The sequence below is a fragment of the Lysinibacillus sp. Ag94 genome (assembly GCF_023242215.1).
Classification (GTDB): domain Bacteria; phylum Bacillota; class Bacilli; order Bacillales_A; family Planococcaceae; genus Lysinibacillus.
Map to the genome: position 1 here is coordinate 3,169,019 of NZ_CP096780.1, position 22,090 is coordinate 3,191,108.

Here is a 22,090-nt window from a genome sequence, read left to right on the forward strand (position 1 = left end):
TAATATAAAAGGTAAAATGCCAGAAGATCATAATTAATGGTCTTCTGGCTTTTTTTCTTGATCGGTACTCGTTCTTAACTGAAATTCAGGCGTTCTTTCAAGCTGTTCAATAAACTTTTTAGTCTTAAAACGAATTCCTGTTTGTTCTTCGTAAATTGTTGTAATTATTTTTTTAATAAAATATTTGGTTTCCTTTTTTAATTCTAATTTCCCAATTTGGTCAATTGGTACAGTATAGAACATTCGGATAAGCTTAAGCTGAGTCGGTGTTAATCGAATGATATAAGGATCATGATGATAACAACGATGACACAAAAAACCTCCCTGCACAAAAGAAAATGCAAATTCACCGTCTACTGCCCCACAAGCAGCACAAGCATGTAATATAGGCTGCACACCTGTATAGGGTAGCATTTTCCATTCAACGAACAATGTAATGGCCTCCGGGTCGTAACCTTCCTCAATTGCTTGTAATGCTTGAAGGAGCACATCAAATGCAAGTGGCTCTGTTTTCCCCTCTTCCACTACACGTTCGACAAGCTCCATTATATAACTTGCATAGGCCGTTGCCATTATATCCTCACGAATATGACGCATTGAGTTTAGATGCTCTCCTTGTTGCAATGTCCCCATACCGGTATGATGCTGTACCATAAACATGCCATACGTAAATGGCTGTGTCACAGATGCTAGTCTACTGGAAGGCTTCTTCGCTCCACGAGCCATTGTTGCAACTTTTCCCGCTTCTCTTGTTAGTAATGTTACAATTTTATTTGATTCCCCATAGGCACGCACCTTTAGGACAATTCCTTCCCATTTATGAAGCATCGATCCTCCTCCTTTCTACAAGCTTCGCAATCCATTATGCCTCGGCATTATTGCGTCCGGAGGCTTTAGTGCTCAGTCATGTGTTGCACAGTCGTTCGCTTTCGCACAGCTATATTGCTACAAGATATGGCATCCTTAAACTGCGTTCCTCTATTTCAGCGGTGTCCAAATATCTGTAGCTCTGCTTTCGCTACAAAAAAATATCTGCTGAAAGAAGTGAAAATAGAGCTCTCCAATAATTATTGGACAGCTCCATTTAAAACTACAGCGATAAGGAATGTTGGTAAGTTGCTTTGGAACTTAACAGCTTTTCCTATTAATATTCATCATCACGGAAACCGAAGTCACGTAAATGTGTTGATTTATTTCGCCAATCCTTTTGTACCTTTACCCAAAGCTCTAAATACACTTTTGAACCAAGAAGCATTTCAATATCTTTTCTTGCACGTATCCCTACTTCTTTTAATAGCGCTCCACGTTTACCAATGACAATCCCTTTTTGAGAATCCCTTTCCACGATAATTGTTGCTGCTACACGAATTTTATCTTCATTTTCTTCATCACGGCGAATTTTATCAATAACAACAGCAATGGAATGGGGTATTTCTTCACGCGTTAAATGTAACACTTTTTCACGAATTAACTCTGAAATAATAAAACGCTCAGGATGATCTGTTACTTGATCTGCTGGGTAATATTGTGGGCCTTCTGGTAAATACTTCGTTAATGTTGCTAATAAATTTTCAACATTATTCCCTTGTAATGCGGAAATCGGAACTATTTCAGCAAAGTCATAACGCTCTTTGTAACTTTCAATAATCCCCATTAATTCATCAGGATGAATTTGATCGATTTTATTAATCACTAGGAAGACAGGCGTTGGATTACCCGCCAACATTTCAAGGATAAATTCGTCACCTTTCCCAAGTTTCTGCTCTGCATTTACCATGAACATAATAACATCCACTTCACGCAAAGTATTTTTAGAAACCTTAAGCATAAAATCCCCTAGCTTATGTTTTGGCTTGTGGATTCCTGGTGTATCTATAAAAATCATTTGGCTATCATTTGTTGTTAGTACACCTTGTACTTTATTTCGTGTTGTTTGTGGTTTATCACTCATAATCGCAATTTTTTGACCTATAACACGGTTTAAAAATGTTGATTTCCCTACATTTGGTCGACCGATTATGGAGATAAAACCTGACTTATAGCCATTGTTATTTTCCAGCATTCTCTAAATCCTCCGTTGTGAATGCAAACGGTAGTAATTCGCCTACAGACGTTACCGTGACATCACCTTTTAAGTTTGTTAAATATACAGGCATAGATGGTTTGCAAAATTCCATCATCACTTGACGACAAGCCCCACATGGCGCACATGGCCCATCCGTATCAGCTACAATAGCGATCGCCTCAAAATCATAAATACCTTCTGACACAGCTTTGAAAAAGGCTGTACGTTCAGCACAATTGGTCATACTATAGCCAGCATTTTCAATATTGCAACCATGAATAACCTCTCCATTTTTCGTTAAAATCGCCGCGCCAACTTTAAATTTTGAATAAGGTACATAAGCCTTTTCACGCGCTTTTTTTGATTCTTCTAGTAATGCATGCATATCAATTGTCATTATGTTCTCCCCTACAAATCCATTTCGCCTTGGCGTAATTGAATAAATCATATTTCTTCAGCACAACTGTTACTACTTCATGACCGATTAATGATTTTTTGTACTATCAAAACCATTTTGGTATAAATATGAGTAATCCGATTATAGCACTGAATATCGCAAATACAAGTACTGCGCCTGCTGCAAGATCTTTAGCCTGCTTTGCAAGCGGATGGATATTAGGTGAAGCTAAATCCACTACTCGTTCAATTGCAGTATTAATCATTTCAAGCACTAACATTAGTGCTATTAATAGCAACACTATATACCATTCAATATGTGATAAATCCGTAAAATAGCCAGCAATCAAAACTATTCCTGCACTTAGCAAGTGGGACTTGAAATTTTGCTCGGTACAGGCTGTCATGATACCTTTAAAGGCATACCCAAAGGAGCGTACGAATTTGCGCACATTCATTTATTCTCGTCCTAAGCCGAAAGTTTGTAAAATCTCATCCTGCTTACCGAACATCACCTTTTCATCTTCTGGCACCATATGATCATAGCCAAGTAGATGTAAGAAACCGTGAACCGCTAAAAAGCCTAATTCCCGCTCAAAAGTATGCCCGTATTCTTCTGCTTGTTCTTTCGTACGATCTGTTGAAATAATAATATCTCCTAACACACGGGGCATCCCTTCAAATGTTACTTCTATTTCTCCCTCACCTAACTCCTCCAAGGCAAAAGAAATAACATCTGTCGGTTGATCCTTGTCACGATATTCTCGGTTGATTTCTTGAATCGCATCATTTGTAACAAACGTTACTGACACTTCTGTTTCCGGCTCCATATTCTCTATTTTCGCAGCATGCTGCAAAAGCTTTTCAACAAGCTCCATATGCTCAGCAGCCACTTCATTTGTTTCATCTGTAAAATCAATTGTTAAAATCATAGATCCTCCTACTTATCTGCCTTTGGATATTCAATTCGTGAGTGGAAAATTCCATTCAACGTTTCACAAAGTACTCGCTCTATACATTTTAACTCTTTTATTGAAATATCGCATTCATCAAATTGATTGTCTTGTACTCGATCATCAATTATAGCGCGTACTAACTTTTGAATTTTCTCTGCATTCGGTTCCTTCATCGATCGCACCGCTGCCTCAACACTATCTGCAACGCTAATCACTGCCGCTTCCTTCGTTTGTGGCTTCGGACCTGGATATCTGTACTTTGTATCATCTAAACATTTTCCTTCTTCCTTCGCTTTAAAGTAGAAGAACTTTAACAGACTAGATCCGTGATGCTGCAAGGCAATATCGATAATTTCCTGTGGCATCTTATAACGTTTTAGCATTTCAGCTCCGTCAGTTGTATGCGCAATTATAATTTCCGCGCTTTTTTCTGGGGGCAATGAATCATGTGGGTTAATACCAGACATTTGATTCTCGATGAAAAAGGCAGGACGCTTCGTTTTACCAATATCATGATAATAGCATCCTACACGAGCCAGTAATCCATCTGCTCCAATTTCCTCACATGCTGCCTCCGCTAAGTTCGCCACCATTACACTATGATGATATGTTCCTGGAGCCTCCATTAGTAATTTTTTCAGCAACGGATGGTTTGGGTTTGATAATTCAATTAAACGCAGCGACGACAATAAACTAAATGCTGATTCAAAGAATGGTAACAGACCCATTGTAAGAGCACCTGATAATAGAGCCGATATCAATGCCGCTATAAAGTAATACAATAACTCTGACAAGCCGTAAGTAGATTGTGTCATTAGTAAATAAAATGCGATAAACGACATATTTACTAGCCCTATAACACCTACAGCATGTAGAATATGCGAACGCTTTTCCATACTACCTAAAAAGAATAAGCTCGCAAAGCCTCCAAAAATTATATACAATGTAATTTCCATCTGCATAACAGATGAATAACCCTCTTGAAAAATAACACCTGCAGATGCCGCTGTCATAACCGTAATGAGTACCGCAGCACGATCATTCACTAAGAGCCGTACAAGCATTGTTGCCAAAGCTGTTGGGAAAAGGAAGGCAACCGTAACATCGAAACCACCTGATACTAGGCTTATAAATTTCATCAGCAAGATGGATAAACCATAAACAATTACTGTCACCAACAAGGCATTACGTTTTTTGTGCTCATCTGTATCCGAACGTTCAAATAACACAAACATAAACGTCATTTCCAAAAGTATTAAAATAATCAGCCCTGCAATCGGTTTCATCGATGCTTTATTACTCACCATACCTAGAAGTTCTAATTGACGAAATGCCTCATTATCAATAATTTGACCTTCCTGTACGATGATTTGCCCTTGAAGAATTCGAGTTGGTTCAACCGATTCCTTCGCTTGATCCTTTCGAATTTTCGTTTGTTCTTCGTTTACAGTTTCGTTTTCGATAATACTCGTCCGTCCAATTAAAACTACCGTATTAAATATTTTATCTGGATAGCCACGTTGTCCACGAATTTTTGTCTCAAAATCATTTTGACCCGCAAATACATTTTCTGATCGAATAGATTTTTGCAAATATTCCTGCACAGATTTTGAAAGTTGCGTACTAGTTCTTTTTAAATCTGCTTCACTTTGTACTAACAATCCTTCTAGCTGTGAATCGGTAAAAATAATCGGCATTTGCTCTGAATCTATGGATTCAAACTTTTTGCGGAGCTTCGATACTTGGTCGGCAATTGGAATAGGTTCTTTGCTACTCTCAACATCCGCCTTTACGTCAAGAACATAGTCAAATAAAGACGTTACAATCGCAGCTCGCTGCTTAGCAACATCCGCAGAAAATTGATAGACTGGCGCAACCGCATTTGCTGCTTTTTCTCGTTCCTGCTGTGTTTTATAAGTATCTTCTATCGTTTTAGTAGATCGTACTGTTTCAGGCGCTAATTGTAATGGTTTAAAATCATATGTAACACCTTTAACATTGCCATACATAAAAGCAAATTGTAGGGCTCCTGTTAAGATGAGAACGACAATTAAAAAGTAGCGGAAGCCAATAAGTTCTGTAAATTTTTTTAATTGTTTCTCCATCCGGCACCTCCTCTATCTATCTACTATAATACCAATTCAAAAAACAATTTTCCCGAAAAATGTATAAGAAAGCAAAAAAACAGCTATACAATTTGTATAGCTGTCACAAATTTTTCCATTTTCCAAATATTTTCATGTTTGTTTAATTTTATACAGCCGCTACTTTCGGTGCTGACTTTCTAAAACCCAGTTGCACCTGTCGTTCCGTTTCACTTCACTTTCGGTGCACACTTTAATAGGACCGCTAGCGGTCCTATTAAAGTTGCTGTTCTTCGTAGGCTTTGATGATTTTTGCTACGATTGGGTGGCGTACAACATCGCCTTGTTCTAAAATTTGGAAATGTATTGATTTTACATACTTTAACGTACGTTCTGCTACGATTAACCCAGATTCCGTGTTTTTCGGGAGGTCAATTTGTGTTTTGTCGCCGGTAATGACCATTTTTGAGCCAAAGCCTAGTCGCGTTAAAAACATCTTCATTTGCTGATGTGTCGTATTTTGAGCTTCATCTAAAATAACAAAGGCATCGTCTAATGTACGGCCTCGCATATACGCTAAAGGTGCAATTTCGATTGTACCTCGTTCAATAAGTCTTTGAGTTTGTTCTGTCCCGTAAATATCGTTTAAAGCGTCATAGAGAGGTCGTAAATAAGGATCTACCTTTTCCTTCAAATCCCCCGGAAGAAAGCCTAGAGACTCTCCTGCTTCTACTGCAGGGCGTGTTAAAATAATACGCTTAACGTGCCCATTTTTTAGCGCCTGCGTTGCCATGACTACCGCTAAATACGTTTTCCCAGTACCAGCAGGACCGATACCAAAAACAACGTCTTTATGACGGATTGCTTGTATGTATTCACGTTGACCGATTGTTTTTGCACGAATAGGCTTTCCTTTCGTCGTGCGTGCAATTTCTTCATCATAAAGTTCTGCAAAATATTCAATCGTTCCTTTTTGTGTCATTTCAATAGCAGTTGCAACATCACGCTGATCAATATTAATTCCTTTACGAATGACCTTTAGAAGAGCATGTAAAAGGAATGTCGCATGTTCCTTTGCATCCTCTTCACCAGCAAGCTGAATTTGTTCACCACGTGTAATAATGTGGACTTGTAGTGCCTCTTCGATTAACTTCATATTTGCATCGGAAATTCCGAGTAGCATAACCGCTTCGTTTGGATTATCCACTTGTAATACAGTTAAATGTTCTGACATAATCATTCTCCTTGTGGGCCTTGTATTGGACTGGCAATGTTTTCATTGACTAAAAATAGAACTTTCCCTTCAACTGTACCATTCCCCCACTTTACCTGTAAAAGGTTTTCTTTTTTGATAACCGTTTTCGCAGGTAATGAACGTATTACCTTTTCATGAAGTAATGGTAAGAGTAGTGAATCTTTTTTGGATTCATCAAGCTCCACTTGCACTTTTTTAGTGAACTGCTCTTCAACAATTGACACATACTGATCGAGCCAGCTTGGTAAATCTTTCTTTTGCACATAGTCAACTTTTTCTTTTTCTTGATGAATGCCTTTCACTAATACACGCCACTGCTTCTGTTGTAGCGTTTCCATCGTTAGCTTTGTTGGAATTTTAAATGAACATTCGAGCCAATAATCAGCGTAGACCTCTCCCTTTGCTCCAACAAAAACTTGATCTTCGCCACTTTCAATTACGCCACTGACAAGAACATCACCTTCGTAAGCAGTATCGTTGACTGAAATTTTCCGTTCACCATTTTGAATATTAAAATTCGTAATAACACCACTTTTTGTTGCCACTAAATGCGTCGCTAGTTTCTCATTCGTTTGTTTAGTTTGTTTCGGGGATTCCTGAGGCCGTAAAGTTACACGTCCACCATGCTTTTCAATATGCACCCATGAAAGATCCCGATGCCCTTCTAATAGCTTCTGACGAATAACAGCATCTGAGGGTAAGTCTTTTTTAGAAATAGGTGTTTCTAGTTGAAATGTATCTTGAAAGGTCTTTCCTAGACGTTCCTCTAACTCAGGCGTTGCCGCTTTAATATCAATACGCCAAATAACCTGTGCACATAGCAATGGTATTACTATCATCAACGCTAGACCAAGTAAAGTCCAAAGCTGCGCTCGAAAAACTTGAAGCTCATCTGCATAGTAGATAGCCATTTTCAGTCGGTATCGACTACGTACACGGCGTATCTTTGGTAAATAATGCATCGTTGTTTCAAAAGTAACCTCTTGCTCACGAAAGACAATCCGCTTTAATGGCACATGTTGTGCATGCAATGCTTGAATAAAAGGATGAACATTTTCATGGCGCTTTATACGTATGATAATTGGCCGATTATTCCACATTATCGCTCACACCCATATCCTTTGTCATTTTCAGATGAAGCTCCTGCAAATCCTCTACAGAAAGATGAAGCATTTCTTCTTTAAGAGCATTAATTTCCACTGATTTCCCACGCACAGTAATATGATAGTCTGCATAAATAAAAGAGCATGATGAAGCATCAGCATGTAGAAAACGATATGGGCCAATGATTTTTAATGTATCATATTGTAATAATTCAAGTAGTGGCGTTAATTGAAATAGTTTTCTCATAAAAAATGCCTCCTTCTTCGGCAATATATGCATCGAAAAAGGAGGACATGCTAGTTATTTTCTTTTTGCTTTAGGAGGACCTAAAACTTCTGCCATTACAACAGCCTGCATTAATGATTTTTTTGATGTTGGTAATTGAAAAGCAGATTGCGATTCAGCTACTCCCGCAGCTTTTTTCCCAGCTGCTAATCGACCGATACTTTCTCGATTCGAAGTACGACTCACTTTGTCAGTTGGGATTAACGGCGGAGCTGCATAGCTTGGAATGTCCTTATTCCCTGTTTCTTCGACAATTTTTTTCGGCTCTTCCACTTTAGGCTGTTCATTTTTCCTTTCACCTAAAAATTCACGTGCAAAGTCCTCAAAGCTCTGTGGTTTAGAAGCAGGTCGGTCTGAAGTCATCTCTGTTTTAACAGGAGGCTCAACATGTGAATCCTTATTAAAAGGAGGCATCGGTGTTGTTTGTTCTTTCTTTTTTGCTTTACCGAAAATAGAGCTGACTATGGCAATTATCACAAATATAATTAATTGTTCCACTTATTAGTACTGCTCCTTTCCGTTTTTTATTCGTTAGGTTCATTTTTTTCTGATTTATCTGAGCTTACTTTAGAAATGGAATCTCTCATCGCTGTATCTGCTTGAATGTTGCGGTAGTTCATATAATCCATAATACCAAGATTACCCGAACGTAAAGCTTCGGCCATCGCCTGCGGTACTTCAGCTTCTGCTTCTACTACTTTTGCCTTCATCTCTTGTACGCGTGCAATCATTTCTTGCTCGTTCGCTACAGCCATTGCACGACGTTCTTCAGCTTTCGCTTGGGCAATGTTTTTATCTGCCTGTGCTTGTTCAATTTGTAATTCAGCACCGATGTTTTTGCCGATATCAACGTCTGCAATATCGATCGACAAGATTTCAAATGCTGTACCAGAATCTAAGCCTTTTGCTAATACAGTTTGAGAAATCATATCAGGATTTTCAAGAACTGTCGTATGACTAGAGGCGCTACCAATTGTAGAAACGATCCCCTCACCTACACGGGCAATAACTGTTTCTTCACCAGCACCACCGACTAAACGCTCGATGTTTGCGCGCACTGTAATACGTGCCTTCGCTTTTACTTCAATCCCGTTCATTGCTACACCTGCAATAAATGGTGTTTCAATGACTTTCGGGTTTACAGACATTTGTACAGCTTCTAATACATCACGACCTGCTAAATCAATTGCCGCACAACGTTCAAATGTTAACTCGATATTTGCACGATGAGCCGCGATTAACGCATTTACTACACGGTCAACATTACCACCTGCTAAATAGTGACTTTCAAGTTGATTGATCGTAACAGGTAAACCTGCTTTATGTGCTTTAATTAACGGATTTACAATTCGTGATGGAATTACACGACGTAATCGCATACCGATTAATGTAAAAATACTAACGCGGACACCTGCAGCAAGTGCAGAAATCCACAGCGCCACTGGTACAAAGGTAAAGAATACCGCGAGAACAATGAATAATAAGACTAGCCCCGCAATTGGACCTATTAATGCAAAATCAATACCCATTTGTTATTCCTCCATCTCTTTTTCTGTTTGTCTCACAACAATACGTGAGCCCTCTACTTTAATAACTTCTACATGTTTCTCAACATCAACATAGCCACCTTCCGATACTACGTCAATGCGTTCACTACCAAATAGCATTGTACCCGCCGGACGAAGTGGTGTAATCACTTTACCCACTTTTCCAAGTAGCTCTGTGCGATTCACGTTAGAGACATAGCCCTCTTCCGTTGTTGTCGCATCCATCAAGACTAGCTTGTTTAAAACATGCAATTTTTTACCAAAAAATTTCATCAGGATCACCATTCCTATTATCGCTACAACAAGCGCAATGAAAATCGCTATAATCATTTGCATCATGTTTGCACCTGCCAGTATTAGACTTAGTAATATTAGCACACCACCTAAAATACCAACAATACCTCCGGGGACAAAAAACTCGGCTATAATAAGCGCTAAGCCTACAATAAACAAAAGTAATGTCTCATAACCTGCTAAACCCGCCACCATATGACCAAAGAAAAATAATCCAAGTGCTGACAATCCCATTATACCTGGAACACCAAAACCTGGCGAATAAAGCTCAACTACAAGTCCCAAGCTTGCAATCGACAATAAAATCGGAACTATAATCGGATTCGTAATAAATCGAGCCAGTTTTTCAGCAAAAGTAGGTTCAACTGGAATGATATCACTACCATTTAGTTGGGTAGCTTTTAAAAGATCCTGGAAATTCGAAACCGTTCCATTAGAATAACCAACTTTTTCTGCCTCCGAAGCAGATAAAGTTAATAATTTCCCTTTTCCTGCTCGAAAATCTGGTAAATCAACAGATGCATCAGCCATCGCTCGTGCATAAATCGGCTTACGATTATTTTTCGATTCTGCAGCTGCCTCCATTTGAGCAACCCATGCACTATGAGCCTTTAAGTCTGCTGCATTTCCTGCTGAATCAATCACTGCAGCCGCCCCGATCGTTCCATTTGGCACCATATAGATTTCATCCGCATGTAAGGCTAAAAAGGCACCTGCAGAATGCGCGTCTTTGTTAATATACGCAATCGTACGTATATCCGTTGCATCCATAAGCATAGCAATATCACCTGCCGCATTCACGAAACCGCCGGGCGTATGAATGTCTAAAATAATCGCCTCTGCATAGTTTTCTTCCGCCTCTTTAAAAGCTCGTTCTAAAAATGCGTGAAGTCCTCGTTCTACTTCATTATGAATAGGTATGTGGTACACCTTACTACTTGCAAAAGCCGACGTTAATGGAAACGCTAACAAAAATGTCATCCAAATAACTATTAAATAACTGAGGATTCTTCGTCTCCGCATCTTTTTCCCTCCCTTCTAACATGCTTCTCTCCTGTATATACGACTAACTAACCGAAAAGTTTCAAAAATCCTAATAATTTTATTATACCGTGAATTATTAATTTACGTTTATACAATCAGAATATAACATAAAAGCCGAATGAATCTCAGCGATCACATTCGGCTTCTTCAATATGTACGTAAATTTGAGTGTTTAAAGTAAAATACCTGAAATTAACCGACATGCGATTAATTTCAGGTATATCTTTGTCTGCTCAGTGAATCATACAATTGCGTGTTATGAACGTAGGGATTTTTAATGGGAAATTAAATTACCACTTACGTTTACGTGCAGCTTCTGATTTCTTTTTACGTTTTACGCTAGGTTTTTCGTAGAACTCGCGCTTTCTAACTTCTTGAATTGTACCACTTTTTGATACAGTACGTTTGAAGCGGCGAAGAGCATCTTCAAGCGATTCGTTTTTGCGAACGACAGTTTTTGACATCTCTCTTTCCCTCCCTCCGAACACACGTCAATACACAAATAGGCAAATAACCATTTGCTGTGTACTAAAGAATTATAACGTATTGTCTAAAAATGGTCAATAGAAAGTGTACGAATTAATCCGATGAATTTTTGGTTTTATTACCTTAAGAATTTTCAGCTTGCTTTTGGACACCATAAACATACAAAGTGATCAATTATATCTCGGCATAATTGCGTCCGGAATTAGCTTTGAGCTTAGACCTGTTGATGTGCGAGAAAGCAAAGCGACAGCTACAGATGTTTTTTGTAGCGATAGCAAAGCGACAGCTACAGATGTTTTTGAGCAGAAGCGATAACTTGTAGATAAATGCCACAGGGCGTGCTGTTCTTTTCCAGCGGATGTTTAGACATCTGCTGAAAGAATTTTAATGAAAGGTTTAATGAGGAGATAAAAATGAAAACATTTAAAAATAAATTAAATCCTCCAAAAATACTTGTGCTAGGCTTCGCCGTCATCATTTCAATCGGAACATTTTTGTTAATGCTCCCCGTTGCAACTGTCGATAGTAAAGGTCTTTCATTTTTAGATGCTTTATTTACTGCGACCTCTGCTACCTGTGTAACAGGACTCGTTGTTGTAGATACCGGTGATACATTTTCGATATTTGGGGAATTAGTTATTCTGTTTCTTATCCAAATTGGTGGATTGGGCTTTATGACGTTCGCGACGTTATTATTTTTGCTATTAGGGAAAAAAATTTCTTTAAAAGAAAGGCTTTTGTTAAAGGAAGCGTTTAATAACATTACAATTGCTGGTCTAGTTAAATTAGTTAAAAGGATACTGTTATTTACCGCACTGATTGAATTTATAGGTGGTGTCATTTTATCTATTCGTTTTTCATTCGATATGCCAGTAGGTAAGGCCATTTATTTCGGATTTTTCCATGCTATATCGAATTTTAATAATGCAGGATTTGATTTAATGGGTGGGTTTAAGAGCTTAACAGAGTACGTAGATGATCCTTTCGTAGTAATAACTATTTGTGCACTTATTACGATTGGAGGCTTAGGGTTTATTGTTATAAATGAACTTTATGAATACCGTGAAACGAAACGACTTTCAGTGCATACAAAAATTGTATTAACGACAACGCTTATTTTAACAGTCGGCTCGACACTTTTAATTTTCTTATTTGAATACGGAAATAGTAAAACCTTTGGGCAACTATCTGGATGGGGCAAAATTCTTGGTTCATTATACCAAGCGGTTACACCAAGAACTGCTGGCTCTAATACCCTTCCTATTAGTGATTTAACACATTCAACATTATTTTTAATCATTTGGCTAATGTTCATCGGAGGCGGTTCTGGATCAACAGCTGGCGGTATTAAAATAACGACTTTTGCTGTTTTAGTTGCTACGATGTGGTCTCAATTAAAAGGGCAAGAAGATGTTGTGCTTTTTAGACGTAGAATCGTTCATGAAACAATTTTAAAAGCTTTAACAGTCACAATGTGTGGGATGATGATTGTCGTACTTGTTACCATTGTCTTAAGTATCATTGAACAACGTCATAGTTTTATGATGTATTTATTTGAGGCCACTTCTGCATTTGGAACAGCTGGACTTTCAATGGGGCTAACGCCCGAGCTATCAATTGGTGGCCGTCTTCTTATCATATTAACGATGTTTATCGGAAGATTAGGCCCTTTAACAATTGCTTTTGCCATTACAAATCGACGGAAAAAAGAGGCTTTCCGTCATCCAAAAGGAAATATTATGATTGGATAACGATGATTAAGGAGCGATGTGTACAATGTCTATCAAACAATATGCTGTTATAGGTCTTGGTCGGTTTGGCGTTAGTGTAGCACGCAAATTGTATGAAGCTGGGCACGAAGTTTTAGGGATCGATATTAACGAGGAAAGAGTTGAAGATGCCGAACAATATGTTACACATGCAGTAGTTGCCGATACGACAGAAGAAAAAGCTCTTAACTCCATTGGGATAAGAAATTTCGATTGTGTCATTGTTGCTATAGGTATTGATATGCAATCCAGTATTTTAACTGTTTCCTTATTAAAGGAGCTAGGTATCAAAAAAATAATTGCAAAGGCTCTTGGAAAAAGACATGGACAAGTTTTAGATAAGGTGGGTGCTGAATGGGTTATTTACCCTGAGAGGGATATGGGGGAACGTGTAGCCAATCAGCTACTTTCACCGAATATGCTAAATTACATTGAATTGTCAAAAGAATACAGTATAGAGGAAATTATGATTCCTTCTAACATGGCTGGCCATAATTTACGGGATTTAGACATTCGGGCTAAATATAATGTCAGTGTTATCGCCATAGTTCGAGACGGTAATATTACCATTTTACCCTCTCCAGATGAAATTATTGAAGAAAAAGATATATTAGTTATGATTGGGCATAGAAAGGATCTCACTGTATTTTCAAATATTGAATAGAAAAAGCATAAATTTAAAAAAGGCTGCGCCAAAAGGTAATTTCCCCCTGAAACAGCCTGGCTATATTTTATCGATTATTGCTTCGGCTTGATCGCCGCTGTCGCCTTGCTTTCGGACAGTAAACATTTGTCATTGTCACCTAGATAAACAAACCGTCTATAGTGGACATTGTGCTTTGCCTTGCACGATTTTTTTCCACAGGACGCGGCATTCTTAGACTGAGTCTCCTATGTCAGTAGCGGTTTGAACTTCCATTGAAAAGACACTAACACTTGTACCTATCGATTGGCTGTCGTTTACAAAAATAATGGATGGAGGCAATTAAAAGACTTTCTTACTATCCCTATCGTCTTTTAAAATCTCTACCGCCTCTCTGAAACGTAGAGAATGGACGATTTCTCGTTCGCGTAAAAATTTCAAGCTATCATTCAAATCTGTGTCATCTGATAAATCAATAATCCACTGATATGTCGCTCGTGCCTTTTCTTCAGCCGCAATATCCTCGTACAAATCAGCAATCGGATCCCCTTTAGCCTGAATATAAGTTGCCGTAAACGGTGCTCCAGCTGCATTCTGATAAAATAATGCTCTGTCATGATTGACATAATGTTCTCCAAGACCTGCCTCTTTCAGCATCTCTGGAGTGGCATCCTTCGTAAGTTTATAAACCATCGTAGCAATCATTTCCAAATGAGAAAATTCCTCTGTAGCTATATCTGTCAACAAACCAACCACTTTATCAGGGATAGTATAGCGCTGATTCATATATCGAAGTGCCGCTGCTAATTCTCCATCCGCACCACCATACTGCTCAATTAAATACTTAGCTAACGTTGGGTTACATGTACTCACCCTTACTGGATACTGGAGCTTCTTTTCGTAATACCACAAAAAAATTCCTCCTAGTTACTTATAATCAATTATACCTAGGCATAATATCAAAACATTTATAGCTTGCTTTCGTTACCCAAACATTTATAGCTGCCGCTTTGCTTTCGCTACCCAAACATTTGCTAATAAAGTTAAACTTGCCATGGCCAAGGTGTATCTATCCAATTAAAAGGATAATTTGAATAACTTCTCCCAAAATTCATAAGCGGACCAAATTTTTGCTCAAATTCAACCTTAAGTCGCATGCTTATTTCAGTGTTTTCATTAAATTGCTGGATAGCATCATAATCGTAAGGATGAGTATCTAAATAAAGATTTAATTCCACTATTACAAAATCAATTGCTTGTATTTCTTCAAGTAGCTTATAAAATTCTGGTGGCATTTCTTTACTCATTCTTCATCCCTCCTTTTTGGGGATTTGGATAGGGGCTAAATAATTGAGGCCATAATGTGCCGGATCTAAGAGCTTCTTGAGGGGTTTGAAATTGTGGTAGCCCAGGTGGTTGAAAACCTATATACAATTGGGGTGGAGTAGAAAAACTTTTTACCCTTATAGGTGGACATGGATCGAATGGACTAATATAAGGCTTCCAATATTTAAATTGAGTGAACATTGTATCCTCCCTTCTGTAATCAATTACATCAGTGGAGTATATGAGGTAGATGAAATTTTTATTCAAAGTAGTGTTTTGATCAGAAGGAAGTGACATTTAGTAAGCACTCGCGTACAAAGAACACAAAAGTAGCTCGCATTTCGAAAACGCGAGCTGTTTTTTGTACCTCTTATGCATTTTTATAAAGTTATACCAAGGAAATAACCTATAGAAATAAAAATAATGACCCATGTCAAAGCGCCAAAACAAGCGAAAGCAAGATAAGTCCTAAATTTCATCTGAGTTATTCCAGACATGTAACTTGTAACATGTCTAATACCTGGAACATAATATCCGATAATTATTGTCCATGGTCCAAAACGATGAAACCATCGTTCAACTTTAACAAACCGTTTATTATTGAGACCAATCCATTTCCCATATTTTAATATTATAGGTTTCCCTAATTTATTACCAATTAAATAGCTAATGATCATACCAGTAGCTGAGCCTAGAAAACTTAAAAGTATACTCAATAAATAGTTTAAATGCCCATCTTGACACATATATCCCACAAACGTCATCAAGATTTCATCTGGGACAGGTAAGCCAATTATCCCTAAAGATAAAAGTAAAAATATAGCAATATATCCATATTGACTTATAAAACTGCTTATGAATTCCACGGATAGTTTCTCCTTTTTTAATACAATTCGTTACTTTTATCAAATATCTATATTACCCCATTTTTGCTTATTAAAACACCGGGATGATGAATCAATTATACCTTGGCATAATAGCAGATGTTTGTACACACGCTGAAAAGTAACTTAATTCCGCATTGACTTTTGTAACTGATGCTTCGCTTTCGTTGCCAAAACATTTGTTGAAAGAAGTTAAAAATTTGAGAGGCAACTCAGACGAAAATATAGTAGTTAACGTGATTGACCCGTTGATTTTACGATACTTTATGTTATCGATGTTACTAAATTATGTAAGAAGTCGGTTCGTATCTATACAAAGTTCCTATAAAGAAAAAATTTCAGTCCAATAACTATATTTTTTATCTATTAAAACTTTATTGTAAAACCTAAAATTTATCATATTCCTTCCTAGACATTTTTGCAATTACTCTCAATAATACATCATCTACTATAAGTTAAAAAGAGGGGGATGTGGATGAAATAATAACAATAGATCGATTGATTAAATATTTGTTATAAATTGCTGAAGGATTTTAAGCGTGGGGGTTAATGGGGTTTTTCAATTCTAAATGTATAGGGGGCTAGTTCTTAACGAACAGCCCCATATACCTTACTATATAAGGATTTTCATTACTATTAATAATTAGAATCTGCAATTAATCCGTTCATAATAGCAACACCAGAGCTTGCTCCGATACGAGTTGCTCCAGCCTCAATCATCTTTTTCATATCCTCTAAGCTTCTGACACCGCCAGAAGCTTTTACACCTAAATCTGGGCCTACTGTTTTACGCATTAATGCAATATCTTCTGCTGTTGCGCCTCCAGTAGAAAAACCAGTTGATGTTTTCACATAATCAGCACCTGCTGCCACAGCTAACTCACATGCTTTTACTTTTTCTTCGTCCGTTAAAAGGCAAGATTCAATAATTACTTTTACAAGTGCATTGCCTTTCGCCGCTTCAACAACTGCAGCAATATCTGCTTGCACAAGGTCATAATTTTTATCCTTTAACGCACCGATATTGATAACCATGTCTACCTCTTTAGCACCGTTAGCAATCGCATCTTTCGCCTCAAATGCTTTAACTGCTGGCGTGTTAGCACCTAAAGGGAAGCCAATTACAGTACAAACTAAGACCTCTGAGCCTTGTAAAAGCTCGCTGCTATAATTTACCCAAGTTGGATTTACACAAACAGAAGCAAAGTTAAATTGTTTTGCCTCCGCACATAATTTTTCGATTTGCTCTTTTGTTGCTTCAGCCTTTAATAATGTGTGATCAATCATACGCGCAAAATTTTGTTCCATTTTAATAAACTCTCCTCTACCAACAAGTTGTACGTACCTCTTTGGCATCATAACATTTTTTAACGTTTCCGTCTAATTTCTTTTATAGTAAGGGATTTCTATAAGTTAATAAACGACATCTCTTCAATCAAAAAAGTAAAACACCGTCCAAAGTTCGGACGGTGCTTCTCTTCATAGTTACTATTTTTATTTTACAGTTTCTAAAACACGAACAAATTGTCCTTTAGAATGTGGATATCCAGCTTGAACAATTTTCACCTTTACAAGCTGACCGATTAGGCTTTCAGGACCTTCAAAGACTACTTTTAAGTAATTATCTGTGTAACCTGTTAATAGCCCCTCTTCTTCACTTCCATCATGCACGAATTCTTCAGGAATTACTTCTAGTACTTGATCTTCAAAGCGAGAAGCATATTCCTTTGCTAATTGGTCATTTAATGCGATCAATCGGTGAACACGTTCGTTTTTAATGTCCTCGTCAATTTGGTCCTCCATACGCGCTGCTGGTGTACCTGTACGTGGAGAAAACGGGAATACATGTAATTCAGAAAATTTATGATCACGTATAAAGTTATATGTTTCCATGAACTCTTCCTCAGTTTCTCCTGGGAAACCTACGATTACGTCAGAAGTGACAGCTAAGTCTGGTAAAGCTTCATGTAGTTTAGTTAAACGTTCACCGAAGAATTCCATTGTATATTTACGACGCATACGTTTTAAAACGGTATCAGAGCCAGATTGGATTGGAATGTGTAAATGATTAACAACAATTTTTGATTCGCGTAAAACTTCAATCACTTCATCTGTTAATTGACTTGCCTCAATCGAAGAAATTCGAAGACGTTTTAAGCCTTTCACATTTGCCTCTAAATCACGTAGTAGCTGAGCTAAATTGTAATCTTTTAAGTCTTGTCCATAGCCACCTGTATGAATACCCGTTAAAACAATTTCTAGATACCCTGCATCCACTAATTGTTGAGCTTGGTTCAATACTTCTTGAGGATCTCGAGAACGCATTAACCCACGTGCCCATGGAATAATACAAAACGTACAGAAGTTATTACAGCCTTCTTGTATTTTTAAAGATGCACGTGTACGGTCTGTAAATGCCGGTACATCTAATTCCTCATAAACGCGATTTTTCATAATGTTGCGGACTGCATTAATTGGTTGGCGTTCAGTAAGATATTGGTCTATGTAGCCAATTAATTTTGTACGATCCTGTGTACCTACAACAATGTCAACACCAGGAATCGCCATAATTTCAGCTGGAGATGTTTGAGCATAACATCCTGTTACACAAATGACAGCGTCTGGGTTTTGACGAATAGCACGACGGATAACTTGACGTGATTTTTTATCCCCTGTATTTGTAACTGTACATGTATTAATGACATAAACGTCTGCTTGACGATCAAACTCCGTACGTTCATAGCCTTCTTCTTTAAATAGCTGCCAAATCGCTTCTGTTTCATAATGATTCACTTTACAACCTAGAGTATGGAAACTCACGATTTTCGGTCGCTCGTTACTCATAATATATATCATCCTTTCAAGAGTACACTACAATAAATAAAATTATTAACGTGTCTTATAATAGCACAAATAAATATAATGAGCCTAGCTTTTTGGCTAAGCTTATTTTTTCGAATAAAAAAACAGGCACTATAGTATTGAGTACCTGCTTGATCATAAGCTGTTCCACTAAACCAAAATCCTCCTTGCTCCATTTTATTTTAAGGCCCTGCTATTCCCTACATCATTCCTGTCCTCTTAATCCACCCTTGTAAGAAATTAATTCCTTTGGGTATAAAATTAAAAAAGGCAGTTGAACATTAGATGCAACCTAACATTCAACTGCCTACTCAAATATTGGATTTTTATTAGTGCTCATTAAATATTACATAGTTGTTGTTTTTCCAGATACATTTTTTAAAGAGAACTACCTTTATTTGTTCTGCTCCTCTAAAAACTAGAGATTATCATATACTAGTAGGAGGAGTAAGTCCGAAAAGATCAGGAGTTATTACATTAGTGCCAGCTCCAAGGCGGACTTGTTGAACTTGTAGAACTTTTACAGTAAGCTCCAGTACAATTTTTTCACGCAATGTGCTGAAAGTACATTCTGGTGCTGCCATAATTGGTGAGAAATCAAGTTCAAAGAAGTTTGCAGCTACTAACTCGCCAAATGGTTGTTCATTATATTTCACCAGGTTTTGGAAGAAAGCCTTATCCAATCGAGCATCCATTTGCGTTTTTTCATTAAGGAAGTTCGCTTCGGCAAACTCGGAAATTCCTAAGATCGGAGTAGGACCTCCAGGTGTTTGTGGGAAAGTAAGGTCTGTAAAACCTGAAAACTGAACATCGGCAATTCTATCACGAAGTGCCCCATTACATGCAGATGAAGCATATTCTATATTTTTACGAATATGTCCTGCTACAAATAATTTAGCTCTTGTTACCGCAAAAAAGTCAGTGTTGTCAATACGTGCAAAGCTAACCGGTACTAATTTTACTTGATTTAAGAATACATTTTTTTTCACTCTTTTGATTTCAGTTGCTGCAGGAGTAAGCGTAATATCCGACTCCACAACGATCTGAACTGTTGGTTCTGCAAGTACAACTGGAACTTTAATAGTTGGAGCCGTAACCGGTGTAGCGATTACTGGAGTAATAGCACTAGTTAATGGTATTTGTTCAGTTGACGCCACTGGACAAGGTTCACCTTTACTAACGTTATTTACTTGATTATCTAATTGTTCACTCAAAATGTTCCCTCTTTTCTTTTTTTTTATGAGAGTACTCATATCGCTAGAATATGTCGGGATTTAATCCATATATGGACATATACACTAGTTTTTTTAAAAAAGAGTTTTTTGAGCAGAGATATATGCTTAAGCATCCTTTAGATCTTAGGCACTCGAATTTTTTGTGCTTGTAGCAAATGAATGATTATTTCTAATACTATGTTTTGACACATTTGATTTGAATGAATTAATGACTCATTTTGTGCAAGTACTGCATTCCCAATATGGGATACTGTATATTCAATACTCTGATGAATATAACCTTCAATAAATAAATTCCCCCTCAATGCTGAACATGTCCCATTACCTAATGATTGAGAAAATTGATGAGGAACGAATCTACAATTGGTTAAAACTACCTCATTCGAGATATCTTTAACCTCCTCAATTCCTTTTTCAAATACGATCTTCTCTTCAAGGCATATTTCTATTTTATATTCCCCAACTACAACTGGCGCTCTAATGTGCATAAAGTCACCGGAATTGTAAGAGTGATATTCGGTTTCTCCTTTTTTAGTTGATTGTGTGTTATGTAAGGGAACAACAACTGATTTAGACGGATTACTCTTCTGATTATTTTTATCATAAGTATCAGTTTTCATTAAAAATGTAATTTGATTAATTTTTGAGTGAACTAAACGACAATCAGGTTGTTCAGGATAATCCGTTGTAGTACTAAATAATTTCGTTTCAAATTGCGGAGTAAGATGATTGTTTGGCTCAAGAAAATCAAATGTATTTTTAACAACCTCCCCACAGATAGGAGCATGAAGAAAATCATCAATTTCTACATGAGTAGAGAATGGGCTTTTTTTCGTTTTAGAATGTACTTCCCCTTGTACTGACCGAGGAAATGCATGAACACGATCTGTAAAATTGCTATTTCCCATTTCTTCTGAATCGATAAGACATATTATTTTCTTCCCAACATCGGATTCACAAGGACTACAAGTTTCACGTTTAGAGTCTAGTTGGGTTGTAATATCCTGTTCTTCTACAGGCTTGGTTTCTTCTGCATCGTCTGAATCAAGGGAATCATTCATTTCATCCCCTACATTCGTTTCAGAAGGATTAGATAGTTCACAATCGAAATCTACATGTGATGCAAAATCCTGTTCTTCCAAAGGTTCTATATTTAGGGGATCATTCATTTTATCCTCTATATTCGTTTCAGGAGGAATGACGGAATCTAAACAAGCTACAACATCCTGCTCTTCCATGGACTTGGTTTCATCTATATGTTCTGGATCAAAAGGATCATTCATTTCTTCCACAGGCTTGGTTTCTTCTACATCGTCTGCATCAAGAGGATTATCCATTTCATCCCCTACATTCGTTTCAGAAGGAATGACATGTGGTGCGAGGCCGGATTCACTTTCTTTGTCTATATCAAGTAAATCATTTATAAAATCGGAATAAGGAGGATTCTGTTGGGATGCTTGATCCATTTCGATGGGTTCAATTTGACAATTATATTTTTGTTCGGAACTTATCTCTTTCATCACTTTATAGTTAATCCATGGAGTTTGCATTTATTCACTCCCAAATAATGTTTATTGTGAAACATTTGATCCATAAAATTCTACGATAGGGGAACATGTTCAAAAGTCGTTTTCTTCAGGATAAAACAGCTAAACACTTTTTCTTCCATTTTTGCTCGAATATATTTATAGATGTGTAAAGTTTAATGAATGTCCCCCTTTTTTGAATATTGTCAAACGATTATGAGCTACTTTTATTTTGATCTAGGTATTGCACTAGTTACAATCCATTTTATGCTTTATTTTTTCTTTTGTCACAGAGTACTTTCCAAATTTTCAGGTAGCAATTAAGATAC

23 protein-coding genes are annotated in these 22,090 nt (G+C 37.4%); 2 read left to right on the forward strand and 21 right to left on the reverse strand.

Annotated elements, in window-relative coordinates; all coding sequences use genetic code 11:
• Positions 1 to 33: 33 nt before the first annotated feature.
• The 13 genes from recO to rpsU all read right to left on the reverse strand — a co-directional run bounded on the left by recO (position 34) and on the right by rpsU (position 11,494).
• Positions 34 to 828, reverse strand: coding sequence for a DNA repair protein RecO (recO, locus tag MY533_RS14675; protein ID WP_248716555.1), 795 nt, complete (start codon positions 826 to 828; stop codon positions 34 to 36).
• Between the two features lie 316 nt (positions 829 to 1,144).
• On the reverse strand, positions 1,145 to 2,062 hold the full coding sequence (era, locus tag MY533_RS14680) for a GTPase Era (RefSeq protein WP_248716556.1): 918 nt from the start codon (positions 2,060 to 2,062) through the stop codon (positions 1,145 to 1,147).
• Entirely contained in the window at positions 2,049 to 2,462 is a 414-nt protein-coding gene (locus MY533_RS14685; protein WP_142509859.1) for a cytidine deaminase, read from the reverse strand. The genes era and MY533_RS14685 overlap by 14 nt, the downstream gene beginning before the upstream one ends.
• A 106-nt stretch (positions 2,463 to 2,568) precedes the next feature.
• Complete coding sequence (locus tag MY533_RS14690; protein ID WP_248716557.1) at positions 2,569 to 2,919, reverse strand: diacylglycerol kinase family protein; 351 nt, start codon at positions 2,917 to 2,919, stop codon at positions 2,569 to 2,571.
• Positions 2,920 to 3,393: an rRNA maturation RNase YbeY gene (ybeY, locus tag MY533_RS14695; RefSeq protein WP_132356823.1), complete on the reverse strand. Its 474-nt coding sequence runs from the start codon at positions 3,391 to 3,393 to the stop codon at positions 2,920 to 2,922.
• Between the two features lie 8 nt (positions 3,394 to 3,401).
• Complete coding sequence (locus MY533_RS14700) at positions 3,402 to 5,522, reverse strand: HD family phosphohydrolase (RefSeq protein WP_248716558.1); 2,121 nt, start codon at positions 5,520 to 5,522, stop codon at positions 3,402 to 3,404.
• A 256-nt stretch (positions 5,523 to 5,778) separates the two neighbouring features.
• Entirely contained in the window at positions 5,779 to 6,735 is a 957-nt protein-coding gene (locus MY533_RS14705) for a PhoH family protein (RefSeq protein WP_248716559.1), read from the reverse strand.
• 2 nt (positions 6,736 to 6,737) lie between these two features.
• A complete protein-coding gene (locus MY533_RS14710; protein ID WP_248716560.1) occupies positions 6,738 to 7,856 on the reverse strand; it encodes a sporulation protein YqfD in 1,119 nt (372 codons plus the stop codon).
• Positions 7,846 to 8,106, reverse strand: a complete 261-nt coding sequence (locus MY533_RS14715; protein ID WP_049663771.1) for a hypothetical protein — start codon at positions 8,104 to 8,106, stop codon at positions 7,846 to 7,848. The genes MY533_RS14710 and MY533_RS14715 overlap by 11 nt, the downstream gene beginning before the upstream one ends.
• 54 nt (positions 8,107 to 8,160) lie before the next feature.
• Positions 8,161 to 8,643 carry a hypothetical protein gene (locus tag MY533_RS14720; RefSeq protein WP_248716561.1) on the reverse strand — a complete coding sequence of 161 codons (483 nt, stop codon included), beginning with the start codon at positions 8,641 to 8,643 and terminating at the stop codon, positions 8,161 to 8,163.
• 26 nt (positions 8,644 to 8,669) lie between these two features.
• Complete coding sequence (gene floA / locus MY533_RS14725; RefSeq protein WP_142509866.1) at positions 8,670 to 9,674, reverse strand: flotillin-like protein FloA; 1,005 nt, start codon at positions 9,672 to 9,674, stop codon at positions 8,670 to 8,672.
• A gap of 3 nt (positions 9,675 to 9,677) precedes the next feature.
• A complete protein-coding gene (locus MY533_RS14730; protein ID WP_248716562.1) occupies positions 9,678 to 11,009 on the reverse strand; it encodes an NfeD family protein in 1,332 nt (443 codons plus the stop codon).
• A gap of 311 nt (positions 11,010 to 11,320) precedes the next feature.
• Positions 11,321 to 11,494: a 30S ribosomal protein S21 gene (gene rpsU, locus MY533_RS14735; protein WP_004227078.1), complete on the reverse strand. Its 174-nt coding sequence runs from the start codon at positions 11,492 to 11,494 to the stop codon at positions 11,321 to 11,323.
• A gap of 435 nt (positions 11,495 to 11,929) precedes the next feature.
• On the opposite strand from rpsU, the gene MY533_RS14740 reads away from it, so the two are divergent.
• Positions 11,930 to 13,267, forward strand: a complete 1,338-nt coding sequence (locus tag MY533_RS14740) for a TrkH family potassium uptake protein (protein WP_248716563.1) — start codon at positions 11,930 to 11,932, stop codon at positions 13,265 to 13,267.
• A gap of 25 nt (positions 13,268 to 13,292) precedes the next feature.
• The gene (locus MY533_RS14745; protein ID WP_132356831.1) at positions 13,293 to 13,949 is read left to right on the forward strand and encodes a potassium channel family protein; all 657 of its coding nucleotides are present in this window, start codon (positions 13,293 to 13,295) and stop codon (positions 13,947 to 13,949) included.
• Between the two features lie 321 nt (positions 13,950 to 14,270).
• Here the strand turns inward: MY533_RS14745 and MY533_RS14750 are convergent, their stop codons facing one another.
• From MY533_RS14750 to MY533_RS14785, 8 genes are all read right to left on the reverse strand, one after another.
• Positions 14,271 to 14,840 carry a manganese catalase family protein gene (locus MY533_RS14750; protein ID WP_132356832.1) on the reverse strand — a complete coding sequence of 190 codons (570 nt, stop codon included), beginning with the start codon at positions 14,838 to 14,840 and terminating at the stop codon, positions 14,271 to 14,273.
• Between the two features lie 131 nt (positions 14,841 to 14,971).
• Positions 14,972 to 15,235 carry a spore coat protein CotJB gene (locus tag MY533_RS14755; RefSeq protein WP_132356833.1) on the reverse strand — a complete coding sequence of 88 codons (264 nt, stop codon included), beginning with the start codon at positions 15,233 to 15,235 and terminating at the stop codon, positions 14,972 to 14,974.
• Positions 15,228 to 15,455, reverse strand: a complete 228-nt coding sequence (locus tag MY533_RS14760) for a spore coat associated protein CotJA (RefSeq protein ID WP_132356834.1) — start codon at positions 15,453 to 15,455, stop codon at positions 15,228 to 15,230. Before MY533_RS14760 ends, MY533_RS14755 begins: the two co-directional genes overlap by 8 nt.
• A gap of 179 nt (positions 15,456 to 15,634) precedes the next feature.
• Complete coding sequence (locus MY533_RS14765) at positions 15,635 to 16,120, reverse strand: DedA family protein (protein ID WP_248716564.1); 486 nt, start codon at positions 16,118 to 16,120, stop codon at positions 15,635 to 15,637.
• 654 nt (positions 16,121 to 16,774) lie between these two features.
• Positions 16,775 to 17,446, reverse strand: a complete 672-nt coding sequence (gene deoC, locus MY533_RS14770; RefSeq protein WP_132356836.1) for a deoxyribose-phosphate aldolase — start codon at positions 17,444 to 17,446, stop codon at positions 16,775 to 16,777.
• A gap of 186 nt (positions 17,447 to 17,632) precedes the next feature.
• The gene (gene mtaB, locus MY533_RS14775; protein WP_248716565.1) at positions 17,633 to 18,982 is read right to left on the reverse strand and encodes a tRNA (N(6)-L-threonylcarbamoyladenosine(37)-C(2))-methylthiotransferase MtaB; all 1,350 of its coding nucleotides are present in this window, start codon (positions 18,980 to 18,982) and stop codon (positions 17,633 to 17,635) included.
• 446 nt (positions 18,983 to 19,428) lie between these two features.
• Positions 19,429 to 20,214: a CsxC family protein gene (locus tag MY533_RS14780; protein WP_132356838.1), complete on the reverse strand. Its 786-nt coding sequence runs from the start codon at positions 20,212 to 20,214 to the stop codon at positions 19,429 to 19,431.
• Positions 20,215 to 20,351: 137 nt separating this feature from the next.
• Positions 20,352 to 21,785: a BC_2427 family protein gene (locus tag MY533_RS14785; protein ID WP_248716566.1), complete on the reverse strand. Its 1,434-nt coding sequence runs from the start codon at positions 21,783 to 21,785 to the stop codon at positions 20,352 to 20,354.
• Positions 21,786 to 22,090 lie beyond the last annotated feature (305 nt).